Annotated in this window: 12 protein-coding genes; 8 read left to right on the forward strand and 4 right to left on the reverse strand. The window is 57.6% G+C overall.

Features of this window, described 5'->3' with window-relative positions; genetic code table 11:
- Window positions 1-203: 203 nt before the first annotated feature.
- Genes cydX through PH552_RS05590 form a run of 3 tightly spaced genes read right to left on the reverse strand, consistent with a single transcriptional unit; the run spans window position 204 to window position 3,117 of the window.
- Window positions 204-335: a cytochrome bd-I oxidase subunit CydX gene (gene cydX / locus PH552_RS05580; RefSeq protein ID WP_113251245.1), complete on the reverse strand. Its 132-nt coding sequence runs from the start codon at window positions 333-335 to the stop codon at window positions 204-206.
- Between the two features lie 19 nt (window positions 336-354).
- Window positions 355-1,509, reverse strand: a complete 1,155-nt coding sequence (gene cydB, locus PH552_RS05585; protein ID WP_113251244.1) for a cytochrome d ubiquinol oxidase subunit II — start codon at window positions 1,507-1,509, stop codon at window positions 355-357.
- A 24-nt stretch (window positions 1,510-1,533) separates the two neighbouring features.
- Window positions 1,534-3,117: a cytochrome ubiquinol oxidase subunit I gene (locus PH552_RS05590; RefSeq protein ID WP_113251243.1), complete on the reverse strand. Its 1,584-nt coding sequence runs from the start codon at window positions 3,115-3,117 to the stop codon at window positions 1,534-1,536.
- A gap of 101 nt (window positions 3,118-3,218) precedes the next feature.
- Here PH552_RS05590 and PH552_RS05595 point away from each other — a divergent pair, with 101 nt between their 5' ends.
- From PH552_RS05595 to PH552_RS05615, 5 genes are all read left to right on the forward strand, one after another.
- Window positions 3,219-4,823, forward strand: coding sequence for an ABC transporter transmembrane domain-containing protein (locus PH552_RS05595; protein ID WP_113251242.1), 1,605 nt, complete (start codon window positions 3,219-3,221; stop codon window positions 4,821-4,823).
- On the forward strand, window positions 4,820-6,409 hold the full coding sequence (locus tag PH552_RS05600; protein WP_113251241.1) for an ATP-binding cassette domain-containing protein: 1,590 nt from the start codon (window positions 4,820-4,822) through the stop codon (window positions 6,407-6,409). The genes PH552_RS05595 and PH552_RS05600 overlap by 4 nt, the downstream gene beginning before the upstream one ends.
- 2 nt (window positions 6,410-6,411) lie before the next feature.
- Window positions 6,412-7,758, forward strand: a complete 1,347-nt coding sequence (hemN, locus tag PH552_RS05605; RefSeq protein WP_113251240.1) for an oxygen-independent coproporphyrinogen III oxidase — start codon at window positions 6,412-6,414, stop codon at window positions 7,756-7,758.
- A 67-nt stretch (window positions 7,759-7,825) separates the two neighbouring features.
- Entirely contained in the window at window positions 7,826-8,329 is a 504-nt protein-coding gene (locus tag PH552_RS05610) for a hypothetical protein (protein WP_113251239.1), read from the forward strand.
- Between the two features lie 23 nt (window positions 8,330-8,352).
- Window positions 8,353-9,339: a zinc-dependent alcohol dehydrogenase family protein gene (locus tag PH552_RS05615; RefSeq protein ID WP_113251238.1), complete on the forward strand. Its 987-nt coding sequence runs from the start codon at window positions 8,353-8,355 to the stop codon at window positions 9,337-9,339.
- A gap of 245 nt (window positions 9,340-9,584) precedes the next feature.
- Here PH552_RS05615 and PH552_RS05620 read toward each other — a convergent pair whose 3' ends face one another.
- On the reverse strand, window positions 9,585-10,898 hold the full coding sequence (locus PH552_RS05620) for an NRAMP family divalent metal transporter (RefSeq protein ID WP_113251237.1): 1,314 nt from the start codon (window positions 10,896-10,898) through the stop codon (window positions 9,585-9,587).
- A gap of 219 nt (window positions 10,899-11,117) precedes the next feature.
- On the opposite strand from PH552_RS05620, the gene PH552_RS05625 reads away from it, so the two are divergent.
- From PH552_RS05625 to PH552_RS05635, 3 genes are all read left to right on the forward strand, one after another.
- On the forward strand, window positions 11,118-11,534 hold the full coding sequence (locus tag PH552_RS05625; RefSeq protein WP_113251236.1) for a hypothetical protein: 417 nt from the start codon (window positions 11,118-11,120) through the stop codon (window positions 11,532-11,534).
- Window positions 11,535-11,544: 10 nt separating this feature from the next.
- A complete protein-coding gene (locus PH552_RS05630) occupies window positions 11,545-12,003 on the forward strand; it encodes a universal stress protein (RefSeq protein ID WP_113251235.1) in 459 nt (152 codons plus the stop codon).
- A 148-nt stretch (window positions 12,004-12,151) separates the two neighbouring features.
- Window positions 12,152-12,850 (forward strand): CBS domain-containing protein, encoded by a 699-nt coding sequence (locus tag PH552_RS05635; RefSeq protein ID WP_113251234.1) that lies wholly within the window; start codon window positions 12,152-12,154, stop codon window positions 12,848-12,850.
- Window positions 12,851-12,964 lie beyond the last annotated feature (114 nt).

Consider the following 12,964-nt stretch of genomic DNA (forward strand, 5'->3'; position numbering starts at 1 on the left):
AGCAATTAAGAGCGATCTATGGTTGGTGGGCGTTGGCGAGCGCCTATCCAATTCCACACCTTGCTCCAGCGCCCGCATATATGACGTGCCTATACTATTTAACGATGCAACGCGCGAAGCTGCGGTTTTCCGGCATCGATATTGATCCCACTTGGCCCGACGACAGCGAACCGAGTGGGATTTTCTCATGACGCGTACCTTGACTAAGGCGTAGGCAGCTGCACCGTTTCGTCAGCCGGTTCTTCGCGCACCGCGCGAAGCTCGTACCAGAGCGCATTCAAAATGCCGACTGCAGCGGCCAGACCCAACCCAAGAATCCAGGCAAAATACCACATAACTTGATCTCCGATATTTTCAGTAGGCTGAATGCCCAGCCTTCTCGATGCTCGTTTCGCTCACCTTGCCCCACAGAGTCCGGTAAACCCAGGCGGTATAAAGAAGAATGATCGGCATGAAGATGACCGTCGCCAGAAGCATGTTGCGCAAGGTGGCGCGGCTGGACGATGCATCGAATACGGTCAGCGAATGAGCCGGATTTGTGCTTGAGGGTAATATCATCGGAAACATTGCCAGACCGACCGTCGCGATAATCATAGCGACCGAAAGCTTCGAAGCGAGAAAGGTCAAGCCTTCGCGACGGGCGCGAAAGCCGAGTGCCACGAAAAATGGGCCGATGACGCCGACGATGGGAACCAACCAGAGAATCGGGTGAGCCTCGAAATTGGCTAACCACGCGCCGCCGTCATTTGTCACGCTCTTCAGCAATGGATTAGAAGGGCCATCCCATTTGATGAGCGACGTGACGCGATAGCCACCGAGTAGCCCAAGCCAGACCAGAACCCCGCCGCCAGCAAAAAGGAAACCGGCAGCGATTGCTGCCTTGGAACCGATTGTCTTTGCGCGCTCTGCAACGGTGCCTTCGGCCTTGAAAGCAAGCCATGCCGCTCCATGCATGACGAGCATCGAAAGCGATACCAGGCCACAATACAGTGCCAACGGATTGAGCAACCCGAGAAGTGTGCCCTCATAGATCGGGCGCAAATCCGTGGTCAGGTGGAATGGCACGCCCTGAAGTGCGTTGCCGACGGCAACCCCGAAGATCAGCGACGGAACGGCGCCCCCGACGAACAACGCCCAGTCCCAGCGCGTGCGCCATGCCTTCTCTGGCTTCTTCGAGCGGTATTTGAAGGCGACGGGTCGCAAGATGAGGGCAAGAAGCACTAGGAACATCGCAAGGTAGAACCCTGAAAAGCTCAACGCATAAAGCGCGGGCCATGCGGCGAAGATCGCACCGCCTCCCAGGATGAGCCATACCTGATTGCCTTCCCACACTGGCCCCACCGTATTGATGGCAACGCGGCGCTCAAGATCCGTTTTCGCGACAAAAGGCAGGAGTGCACCCACGCCCATGTCGAAACCGTCCATGACGGCAAATCCGATAAGCAGCACACCGAGCAGAATCCACCAAGTGACGCGTAGCGTTTCATAGCTGAAAAGAAATTCGATCATTGAGTTGGTTCCTTTTAAATTGGGCTATTGACCGGCCTGTAACACCGGTTCGACCTCCTCGGTGGAGACCGGTCGCTGACCGGTCATCGGCACCGTTGCATCGGGTCCCTTGCGGATGGCGGCCACCATCAGCCGCACCTCGATGACAGCAAACACACCGTAAACCAGAGTAAAGCCAGCAATGGTCAGGACGAGATTGTAGATACCGAGCTCCGATGTGGCGAGAAAGGTCGGCAATATGCCATCGATGATCCAAGGCTGACGACCGAATTCCGCCACAAACCATCCGAGCTCGACCGCGATCCACGGCAATGGCATCGCAACCACCGCCAGGTTGAACAGCCAACGCGGAGCGTCTTGTTCACGTGTCGTGTACCAGAGGGAGATGACAAAGAGGATGAGCAGGGCAAAACCGCAAACCACCATGACGCGGAAGGAGAAGAAGAGCCACGGTACCTGCGGCACCGACGACCACGCGGCATCCTTGATCTGCTGATCACTCGCCGTACGCGGATCTTCGACATACTGCTTTAAAAGCAGGGCATAGCCGAGATCTTGGGATTTTGCCTCAAAAATCGTCCGTGCTGCACCGTCCCCCAGATTCACCTTCAGTTTCTCAAGCGCATCATAGGCGACCAAACCATTGCGGATGCGTTCCTCCGCCTTCGCCACCAGCTGGTTAATGCCCGGAATTTCCTTGTCTATCGACCGGGTGCCAATCAGTCCCATGACCCAGGGAACATGGACTGCATAGTGGGTCTTGTGGTCCATCAGGCTTGGAATTCCGAACGCGGTGAAGGATGCAGGTGCAGGTTCCGTCTCCCACATGGCTTCAATGGCGGCGAGCTTCATCTTCTGGTTATCGGTCAATGCGTAGCCGCTCTCGTCACCCAGCACGATAACCGAAAGGGAGGAGGCCACGCCGAAAGCCGCGGCAATGACAAAGGAACGCTTTGCGAGCGCGACATGCCGATTTTTCAAAAAATACCAGGCGGAAACACCAAGGACGAAAACCGCGGCACAGACATAACCGGCCGAAACTGTGTGGACGAACTTCGCCTGCGCGACAGGATTGAACAAAACGGCCATGAAATCCGTCACTTCCATGCGCATCGTATCGGGATTGAAGGCCGAGCCCACCGGATTCTGCATCCATCCATTGGCAATCAGGATCCAGAGCGCCGAGAAATTCGTGCCAAGCGCCATCAACCAGGTCACGATCATATGGGCGCGTGGCGAAAGGCGATCCCAGCCAAAGAAGAACAGGCCGACGAAAGTTGCCTCGAGGAAGAAGGCCATCAGGCCCTCGATTGCCAGCGGCGCGCCGAAGATGTCACCAACATAATGGGAATAATAAGCCCAGTTCATGCCGAACTGGAATTCCATGGTAATGCCCGTCGCAACCCCGAGCGCGAAGTTGATGCCGAAGAGCACTCCCCAGAATTTCGTCATGTCGCGCCAGATGGTTCGCCGCGTCATCACATAGACCGTTTCCATCATCGCGATCATGATTGAGAGGCCAAGCGTCAGCGGCACGAAGAGGAAGTGATACAGCGCAGTAAGCGCAAACTGCAGCCGGGATAGGTCGACAAGGAGTGGGTCGAACATAGATAGATCCTTTCTTGGTCGCCATTTTTTAGCGCGAACGATCCTCTCCCGAGTTGACATAGATCAACCTTAAGTACGCCGATCGATGTCAAAAGAGCGGCATGAGCAAAGACAAGGCATCAGCAGAAAACCCAGGATGCGCCCGCAGCGGCGCTGACAAGATCGACATGCTCGCGCTTGCGCGCAACGGCGCGAAAGGCAGCCTGCAAACTGTGTTTACGCTTCAGTTAATGCGCCTGCTTCTGCGGCTGGGCTTCTCGGCAGTCGCCGCCGTAGGCGCTGGGCGGCTGGTAATGGAACAAACGGTTGATCTGTGGCTACCGATCCTCGCGATCGGCCTTCTCGCTTGCTCAGCCATAGTCGGATTGTTCGGCGACACGCTCCAGGCAAAAGCGGAGGCCTCAATCGCGACGGGGTTGCGTGATCTCGCAAGAAGAAGACTAGACGCCATGCCACCAAGACAATTGCACCAACTGCCCATCGGGACTTTGGTTGTCGCCATGCAGCGCCATCCGGAGTCGGTGGCATCGCTCGTCATCGGCCATCGCATGGCCTCCCTGATGATGGGAATTGGTCCACTCGCGGCCGCAGCCATGCTCCTGCTCGTTTCCTGGCAGGCTGCTGTCCTGATCATCTGTCTGACGCCAGTCATGATCCTGTTCTTTGCATTGGTGGGCGATGCGATCCGCGGCCGCGCGGAAATTCAGGAACGGGCCTTCGGCCGTTTGGCGGGTCAATTTGCCGATCGCATCCGGGCATTACCGACCATTCTGGCCAATCACGCGCTTGCCGAGGAAGAGAACAAACTCTCCGCCCGGCTTGAGACCTATGCGCAGGAGACAATGGGCGTTCTCGCCATTGCATTCATCAATGCCGGCATCATCGACTTTTTCGCCTCGCTATCGATCGCCGTGCTCGCCGTCTTTCTCGGCCTTGGGCATCTCAAATTGACGATGATCCCAGGCTTTTCCAATCTCGCGCTGTGGCAAAGCCTGTTCATCCTAATGATCGCCCCTGACTATTTTGCGCCTTTCAGGCGGTTCTCGGAACAATATCACGCCAAGGCGGAGGGGCTCGCAGCAGCGAGAGCACTCGACCGGTTGCTCAACGTCGAGGTTCCCGAGGCGATAGCCGTCCGCGCGCTGAACCGCCCCCTTCCTCCCCTGCCCGAACACGGCCTCGTTGCAATCGTCGGCCCGAGTGGCTGCGGCAAGTCGACTCTGCTGCGCCGGCTTTCGCGGTTGGAACCAACAGCAAGTCCTGCCCAGTCGATTTCACGGGAGATCGCATGGGTTTCGACCGACAGCTTCGTTGCGGGGCGCACCCTTGGAGAGGCGATCGCATGGGGGCTCCCGCCCGTATCGCAGACAAAATTGCTCGATGCCGCAAGCGCGGTTGCTCTCCTTGACGATGCGCTTCTGCCGGGTGGCCTCGATGCGCCGCTTGCGCGCGGCGGTGGCAATCTTTCAGGCGGCCAGAGACTTCGCATTTCCGTAGCCCGCTGCATTCTTTCGGGAAAAGTGGTCGTCGCTGATGAGCCAACGGCCAAACTTGACGCAACGACATCTGCCCTCGTGCGGCACGCGCTTCTTCAGATAGCGCGCTCCCGGCTGGTGATCGTTGCTACCCATGACAAGGAACTGGCGAGCAACGCGGGGCTCACAATCAATCTTTCAAACAACGAAAGTATCGAGGTGGCTGCATGATCGGCGCCCCCTTCTTGGCAACGAGGAAGCAGTGGCGGCGGGCGACGCTGCTGGGCTGCTGCGCTCTTGGTTGCGGCATTTTACTGGGTGGAGTCTCCGCCTGGTTTTTGGGCGCCGTCGCGACGGTAGGACTGACGGCGGCGGCCGCCACCTTTAATTTCCATATTCCTTCGGCGTTCATCCGCCTGTTCGCCATCGGACGCACGGCGGCACGTTACGGCGAACGCCTTATCGGCCATAAGGCCGCACTGAACGATCAGATCCATCGCCGGGTGGACCTTTTTGCGGCCATGGCGGCGGCACCGGCCGTGCGCAGCGCCGGCTGGCAGCTTGGCGACGAGGCCCGCCTCGCCGATTATCTGGATGACGTTGACGATGTCGACTATGCATGCCTGCGCGCCAACCTTCCGCTGTTCACGCTGACAATGGGCCTTGCGTCACTTCTCATTGGCTGCGCCATCATCGCGCCATTGTCGCTGTTGCCCATCGTCATCATGTTGTCGCTTGGCGTCATTGTTGCCCGCAGACTGACAAAATCCGGCGCCGTCCTCTGGTCGCTGGCGCGGCGCCAACGTCGAAGCGGTGCGGAGCGACTGGGAGCCATCATGGCTTCAGCTGTTGCCTTGAAGGCCGAACGTCTTTGGAACGAACAATGCCACTTTGCCATGAGCGCCTTACGCGAAGCCGATAGCCAAGTATCCGCCTTGCGTCGCCTGCAATCAGGATTTGATGCGCTTGCTTCCCTCATTGGCCCGATCGCCGGTTTCAGCGTCATTGTTGCCGCGTGGCTTGCAGGCGCCCGTGGTGAAATGATGCTCCTGCCGATTGCGCTCGGATTTGCGTGGCTTGCACTCGGCGAAGCCATGAATGGAGCATCCCGAATTCAGGTCGCCAATCTGCGGCGCAAAGCCGCCTGGACAGAGATCCGTCAGTGGAAGCGCGATGCAGAGGCCCCGGCAGTTTGTTCGAAAGACAAGACACCGCCCGAGCTCCGACAGGAGCTCCTCCAGCGAATTTCTCCGTCGGGCGCCCCGATCGGCGATAGGCCGATTGCGCTTTGTTTGAAACCGGGATTTCCGACCGTCCTGGTCGGCGCCAGCGGCAGCGGCAAATCGAGCCTCTTGAAGCAGATTGCCGGCTGGATCGGCGAAGACATATTCGATGGACCGGGAACAAGCCTCTCGGCGGCGCAGCGACGCGCCATGACGACTGTCGTCCTGCACGATGCGACCATTCTTGAGGACACCGTCAGAGCCAACCTTTTCGATCCCTCGGATACCGACGAAACGATGTGGCGTGCCCTCGCGGCCGTTGAGCTCGACGCGCGTATGCGAGATGCGGGCGGTCTCGATGCTTGGATCAGGCAGGATATGCTCTCGCTCGGCGAGGCGCAGCGGCTCAATCTAGCGCGCGCCTTCCTGGCACATACGCCGGTCGTGCTGCTCGACGAGCCGACCGAGCATCTCGATGCAGCGCAGGGTCGACGGATCCTCGCTCGCCTTGCCGATCACCTGAACGACCGCATTCTCGTGATCTCGACTCATCGCCCCGTCCGGCTGCACAACGGCGCCATCCTGGAATTATGAAAATGACAACTGTCCCAAATCATCGCCTGATCGACATGAAGGTGCCGCGCTACACCAGCTATCCAACAGCGCCGCATTTCCATGATGGGGTCACCTCAACGACGGTCGCAGGCTGGATCGATGCAATTGCCGCCGATGAAGCAATCTCGCTCTATCTGCATATCCCCTTCTGCGACCGGCTCTGCTGGTTCTGCGCGTGTCATACGAAGCAGACGCTGCGATATGCTCCCCTTGCCGATTATCTAGCGACGCTCCATGCGGAAATCACCGTGCTTGGCCGGCACCTCGCGGGCCGAGGTATCGTGCGTGCGATCCATCTCGGCGGGGGCTCGCCGACTATGATCAGGCCCGACGATCTGCAAAGTCTGTTCCAGCAATTGCATGCCAGCTTCACGATCGCAGCGGATGCAAGCGTCAGCATCGAGATCGACCCTAACGATATGGACGAGGCGCGGCTGGATGCTTTGGCCATGGTCGGAATGACGCGGGCAAGCCTTGGCATACAGGACTTCGATCCCCATGTTCAGAAGGCAATCAACCGCGAACAGGGGTTTGAAGCGACGCGTCGTGTCATCGACGGGGTACGAACCCGCGGGGTTGGGTCCGTCAACATCGACCTGCTCTATGGCCTGCCGTTTCAGTCACTTACAACGCTTGGCAAGACCATCGACCTGGCACTGTCGCTAGGGCCGGACCGCATTGCGATTTTCGGCTATGCCCACGTGCCCTGGTTCAAGAAGCACCAGACGATGATCGATGAGACCGCGCTACCCGGCCCCGACTTGAGGTTCGAGCAGGCAAAGAGCGCAGCGACGCTCATAGCCGCGGCGGGTTACCAACCGATTGGCATCGATCATTTCGCCCTGCCCACGGACAGCCTCGCAATCGCGGCGCGCGAGAGCCGTCTGGCAAGAAACTTTCAGGGCTATACGGACGATTCTTGCGAAACGCTCATTGGCCTTGGCCCTTCCTCGATCAGCCGGTTTCGTGAGGGCTATGCGCAAAACGTGCCTTCAACCGCTCTTTTTAGCCGCATTGTCGCAGCAGGTGGCCTTGCTGTCGCCCGCGGATTTTCCCTTTCCGACGAGGATCGTCTGCGCGCTTGGGTTATTGAACGCTTGATGTGCGACTTCGGCTTTTCCACCACCGTCTTGCGTCACAGGTTCGGTAAACAGTCAGAACGCATTTTACGCGAGGCAGCCATGCTAGCACGGGCATCGCCGCATTTCATCGCAGACACCAATGGCTTCTTCATCAAGAGGGATAGCCGCATCCTCGCCAGGTCGATTGCGGCCCAGTTCGATCGCTATTTGCATACGGACGAGGTGCGCCATTCCCTGGCGGTATAGCGTTTGCGCGCCCTGTGGCGCATTTGCCCTGACGATAAAACACATGTTCAAGAAAGGAGATCCTGAAATGACTGATCTGCTGAAGACTGAAAACGGCGCTGTGACATTGCCGCCCTCAACCATAGGAAGCTTCGTCGAGGCATGGCAAACACCAATGAAAATCCTCTTGGAAGAGCAGGCCGAGCTGCTTGAAGAAGGTTGGACGGTCAGCACCACGTGGATGAAGCGCAGACAGGCAACCATAGACGCTGCCATAAAAACCACTGATATCATATTCCATTCACGCAATCCTGTCGTGATCATCGCAGCTTGCAGCGACTGGCTCACAGGAAACATGGACCGGCTTATGGTCGATATGAACGATGCCTGCGACCAGAGCCTGCGGCTGGCTCAGATTGGCCGAAAGTCGGCGATGGCATTTTTCTCACAAAAGGGCGACAATCACGTATCAGGCGGCTCGGCGCGCGCAACAGCAATGAAAACCGAGGCCTTCTTGAATTTCCAGCCTCAAGATATCCCCTTTGTTTTGACGGGGCACCACGCCACATCAGAACATGCTACGATATCGTGACGAACCTTTGGGAGGCCGTTATCATGCGCGCGATGATCTTAGATAGCGCCCATAAGATGCTGCGGCTCGACGAGAAGAAAGCGCTTCCGCGCCCGGGGCGTCATCAAGTGCAAATCAGAGTCTGCGCCTGCGGTGTGTGTCGCACCGACCTGCACGTCGTCGACGGTGAGCTTGCCAATCCAAAGCTTCCCCTCGTCCCGGGCCATGAGATAGTTGGCACCGTTACCGCGCTGGGGGCACAAATAACGACTATTGGGATCGGTGACCGTGTCGGAGTACCTTGGCTGGGCTGGACATGTGGCAAATGCATCTATTGCAAGAGCGGACGTGAGAACCTCTGCTCAAAGGCTCGCTTTACGGGCTATCAGATCGACGGTGGCTACGCCGAATATGCGATCGCCGACGAGCGGTTCTGCTTTCCTATTCCGGCTGAATTTAGCGATGTCGAGGCAGCGCCTTTACTTTGCGCCGGATTGATCGGCTATCGCGCTCTCAGACTGGCGGGCGATGCACCTCGGCTCGGCCTCTATGGTTTCGGAGCCGCCGCCCACATTGCCATTCAGGTCGCTCGCTATCACGGGCAGCAGGTCTACGCATTCACCAAACCGGGCGACGTCGCTGGGCAAGCCTTCGCCCGCGAACTTGGCGCAATCTGGGCGTCTGGATCCGACACGCTGCCACCTGAACCGCTCGATGCCGCCTTGATCTTTGCACCTGCCGGCGAACTCGTGCCGGCTGCGTTGAGAGCCACGGCCAAGGGCGGCACGGTTGTCTGCGCCGGCATTCACATGACGGACATACCGAGCTTCCCCTATAATATTTTGTGGGAAGAACGCGTCGTGCGCTCCGTCGCCAACCTCACGCGAAGAGACGGGAATGAATTTCTGGCGATCGCGGCAAAGATCCCGGTGCGTACCACAATTTCGCCCTTTGCGCTGAACGATGCAAACGAGGCCTTGAGACGATTACGCGATGGAAAGATCAAGGGCGCTGCGGTGCTTGTGCCCTGATAAAGCAAGGACATGCGACACCGTCGCACCCTGCATTTGATATCGTCCGTGAGAGGTTTGCGCTCATCTGGAAGGATCCGCCCGCGGATATTGGCATTCGGTTTCAATACGACGTTTGATCGAGCTCTCCTGCCAGGCATTTATCCAAGCAAACGATTTCGATCAACGGCGCCAATCAAGGCGGTCTGCCTTGCTTGCCTGGTGGACGATCTTCGATCGTATGGCCTCCAGAATGGTGACAATGTCTATCCGGGAATAATCATGCCAATCGCCGCCAAGCCCATAATAGCTGTTGCAACCCAACCGAGAATTACGATCGATCGAGGGGCGGTCAAATCACCCATAACGGATTTGCTGGAGGCAAGAAGGATCACAACCGCCATGAGGGGGACAGCGACAACGCCGTTGATGACAGCGCTCCAAAACAAGGCTCTCATAGGACTAACGGGCGAATATTGGATAATCATGCCGGCAAGCACACTGACAGCAATCACGCCATAGAAACCGCGCGCGTCTGCCGGTTTCAGCTCAAGCCCTTCTCTCCATCCCATCGCCTCGGAAAGAGCATAGGCCCCCGACCCCGCCAAGACCGGCACGCCGATCAAACCGACCCCCAGAATTCCGAGGGCAAACAAAATGAAGGCAAAGTCGCCTGCGAGCGGCTTTAGTGCGCTGGCGGCCTCGGCGGCCGTATTGATTTGGGTGATGCCGGCAACATTGAGCGTCATGGCCGTTGTCAGAATGATGAAGTAGGCGGTGATATTGGAATAGAACATTCCGCTCCATGTGTCCCAGCGAATGCGTCGCAGTTCTGCATTGGCGCTCGGGCTGCCCTTCATGAGAGCAACGCCGCCCCATTTGCGCTCCAGATCTTCGACTTCCTCGGATGCCTGCCAAAAGAAAAGATATGGGCTGATGGTCGTACCGAAAACCCCCGTGACGACTGCCGCGGCATCGGACGTGAAGGAAAGGTCGGGCCATATTGTCCTCAAGCCAACCTCACCCCAAGGAACATGCATCGTAAACAAGACGGCGGCATAGGCCAGCAGCGATAGTGTCAACCATTTCAGAAATACAACATAGCGGTGATAGGGAACCAAAACCTGAAGCAGCAAGGTGGCGACCACAAAGAAGATCGTCATGGCATGACGATTGACGCCGATAACCAGCTCCGCGACTTCGCCCATGGCTGCGACGTCGGAGCCAATATTTAGAATATTTGCGACAAGTAGAAGCGCCACAACGCCTCGAAGTATCGACGGTGGAAAGGCCGTCTTGATGTTTGCGGCCAACCCTTTGCCGGTCACGCGTCCAATTCGAGCGCACATGGATTGGATTGCCGCCATCAAGGGGAAGGTGAGCGGCATCGTCCACAGCATGTTGAGCCCGAATTGCGCTCCTGCTTGCGAATAGGTCGCAATTCCGCTCGGGTCGTCGTCGGCAACTCCAGTGATCAGACCAGGTCCGACGCGTGCAAGCGGATGCTCCCTCAGTCGGGACCAGAATTCGCCTGTCATCTTTATACGCCAGGTTTGGCCGGTATTTTCAGGGGATGCCATAGGCGCCTTCTTCTCCAGCGGGGCCGAGCAACTTTCGCCCTCTTCGAGCCGTCCGCGGTTGCGGCGGTTTGCGACGGCCTCATAGCGTTACAACTGTCGATACCATCGCCGTCATGCCAGTATGCGGCATTGCGTTGGATCAAGAAATGCGATGGGAGGCTGCCTCGCTTTCGGCCGATGCTCAGCTTTCTTACGGGTATCAGGTGAAATTGCGCTTCTTTGATTGCGATCAATGCTCAGCTGGACGGCGCGAACCATCCTTGCGAGCTGTCTCAGCCTGTCTTGCATCTTCGAAAGAATAGCGAGAATGCCATATCGGAGGGAGAGCAAATGCCCCATGACCCTGTCACCACCCGAAATGAGGAAGCGCTGCTCGCAGGCGCCGGTTATGCGCCGATGCACAGCGACCATTGCGATTTTCGCCTCACCCGCCTCGATGAAACGCGATGGCAGATCAATGCTATTTCTCCTCGCGCTGAGGCGTGGATACGCGAGACTCTATTGTCTCCCCTGGCGCAATGTTTCGCCGGGGATATTGTCGTCGACGTGATGAGCGCCGACCGGCTTCTCAGGGAAGCGCATGCCAGGGGGTTGCGGACAGAATTCATCTGCCGTTCGGGCACCGACATATTTTAAGGAGACGGCAATGTATGCACGGATCATCTGCGCAATCGGACTTGGATCGCGTGAGCGCGCCGAACATCTTCTGCGAACCTCCTACTCGCTGTTGGCGCCGGAAGGCGAATTGACGGTGGCGCATATCGTCGAGCGCTTCCCCGCCGAGCAAAAATGTCCTGACAGCTGGGCAATTTCAGTGATAGGTGAGGCAGAGGAAAAACTTAGCACACTGTGCAAAAATCTCGACATACCGGCATTCATTCATGTGCGATCCGGCTCTGCATCGCGGACGCTGTTGAAGATCGCCGAGGAAAGAGAAGCGGATCTGATCGTCGTCGCTGCCCATACCTCAGATATATTCGACCATATCTTCGGCTCGACCGTCGACTACGTCGTACGCCACGCCCGGTCTTCTGTGCTTATCGACCGAGTTGGCGCAAGTCAGGCCGTCAAAGCGCAACATGCGATAACGACAAATGAGAGCTAGGTTGGAAACCTCCCAAGAGCAGCCAAACCCGTAGCGCCGTTCTATTGATCGCGATCAAGGCAATGCCCAGCAGGCCCGAATATTCTTTCGTCAATTGCATGCCAGATGTCCTCGGCATGCATCGTCAAAAGGAAGTGAGGAACAGACTATGCTTATTCACGCGGTCATGACATCGCCTGTAATATCCGTCCGACCTGAAACGCCGATCGCTGAAGCCGCGATGCTAATGCTCGACAATCATATCAGCGGCCTTCCGGTCATCGATGACATCGGTGATCTGGTTGGCATCATCAGCGAAGGCGACTTCGTCCGGCGTGCTGAACTGCGAACAGAACGCAAGCGCTCCTGGCTGGTGGATTTCCTGACCAGCCCAGGAAAGTTGGCTGATGAATATACCCAGACCCATGGCCGCACCGTCGGAGAGGTTATGAGCTGCGATGTTGTGACGGTCACGCCGACGACAATGCTCCGCGAAGCGGTCGACCTCATGGAAAAACATCATGTCAAACGTCTTCCCGTACTGTCGCGCGGCGTATTGGTAGGGATTGTATCTCGATCCGACCTTCTGAAGACGCTCCTAGGAAAACTCCCATCCTCGCGGGGATCGAACGAGAGGGATCACGAGATCGAAGCAGCGATCGTAAATGAATTGGCTGCGCAGAGCTGGGGACGGAGTGGTTCCATCCGCGTCAAAGTCGTAGACGGAGTGGCCGAGCTTTCCGGCGGGATACTCGATGAGCGAGAACGCCTCGCGGCCAAGATCGCCGCCGAAAACATTCCCGGCGTGCGTGCCGTCTCCGACCAGCTCGTCTATATCGATCCCCTCATTGGCGTTGGCATGATTTAAGTCCGAAGCGAACCAAACATGGCCTTGCCTTGCCAGCGACGCCTGTCCAGGCCTCGTCCGATGCTGATTGCGGCGGCAGCACTGCGATGCTTTGCGTTCTTCTGGGTATCGCAG

Source organism: Rhizobium aureum (assembly GCF_030182495.1).
Lineage (GTDB): Bacteria > Pseudomonadota > Alphaproteobacteria > Rhizobiales > Rhizobiaceae > Rhizobium > Rhizobium tropici_C.

Bases quoted from the DNA above. Each gene is read 5' to 3' on its own strand.
- cydX (WP_113251245.1), bottom strand. From the start codon at position 335: ATGTGGTATTTTGCCTGGATTCTTGGGTTGGGTCTGGCCGCTGCAGTC.
- cydB (WP_113251244.1), bottom strand. From the start codon at position 1,509: ATGATCGAATTTCTTTTCAGCTATGAAACGCTACGCGTCACTTGGTGG.
- PH552_RS05590 (WP_113251243.1), bottom strand. From the start codon at position 3,117: ATGTTCGACCCACTCCTTGTCGACCTATCCCGGCTGCAGTTTGCGCTT.
- PH552_RS05595 (WP_113251242.1), top strand. From the start codon at position 3,219: ATGAGCAAAGACAAGGCATCAGCAGAAAACCCAGGATGCGCCCGCAGC.
- PH552_RS05600 (WP_113251241.1), top strand. From the start codon at position 4,820: ATGATCGGCGCCCCCTTCTTGGCAACGAGGAAGCAGTGGCGGCGGGCG.
- hemN (WP_113251240.1), top strand. From the start codon at position 6,412: ATGACAACTGTCCCAAATCATCGCCTGATCGACATGAAGGTGCCGCGC.
- PH552_RS05610 (WP_113251239.1), top strand. From the start codon at position 7,826: ATGACTGATCTGCTGAAGACTGAAAACGGCGCTGTGACATTGCCGCCC.
- PH552_RS05615 (WP_113251238.1), top strand. From the start codon at position 8,353: ATGCGCGCGATGATCTTAGATAGCGCCCATAAGATGCTGCGGCTCGAC.
- PH552_RS05620 (WP_113251237.1), bottom strand. From the start codon at position 10,898: ATGGCATCCCCTGAAAATACCGGCCAAACCTGGCGTATAAAGATGACA.
- PH552_RS05630 (WP_113251235.1), top strand. From the start codon at position 11,545: ATGTATGCACGGATCATCTGCGCAATCGGACTTGGATCGCGTGAGCGC.
- PH552_RS05635 (WP_113251234.1), top strand. From the start codon at position 12,152: ATGCTTATTCACGCGGTCATGACATCGCCTGTAATATCCGTCCGACCT.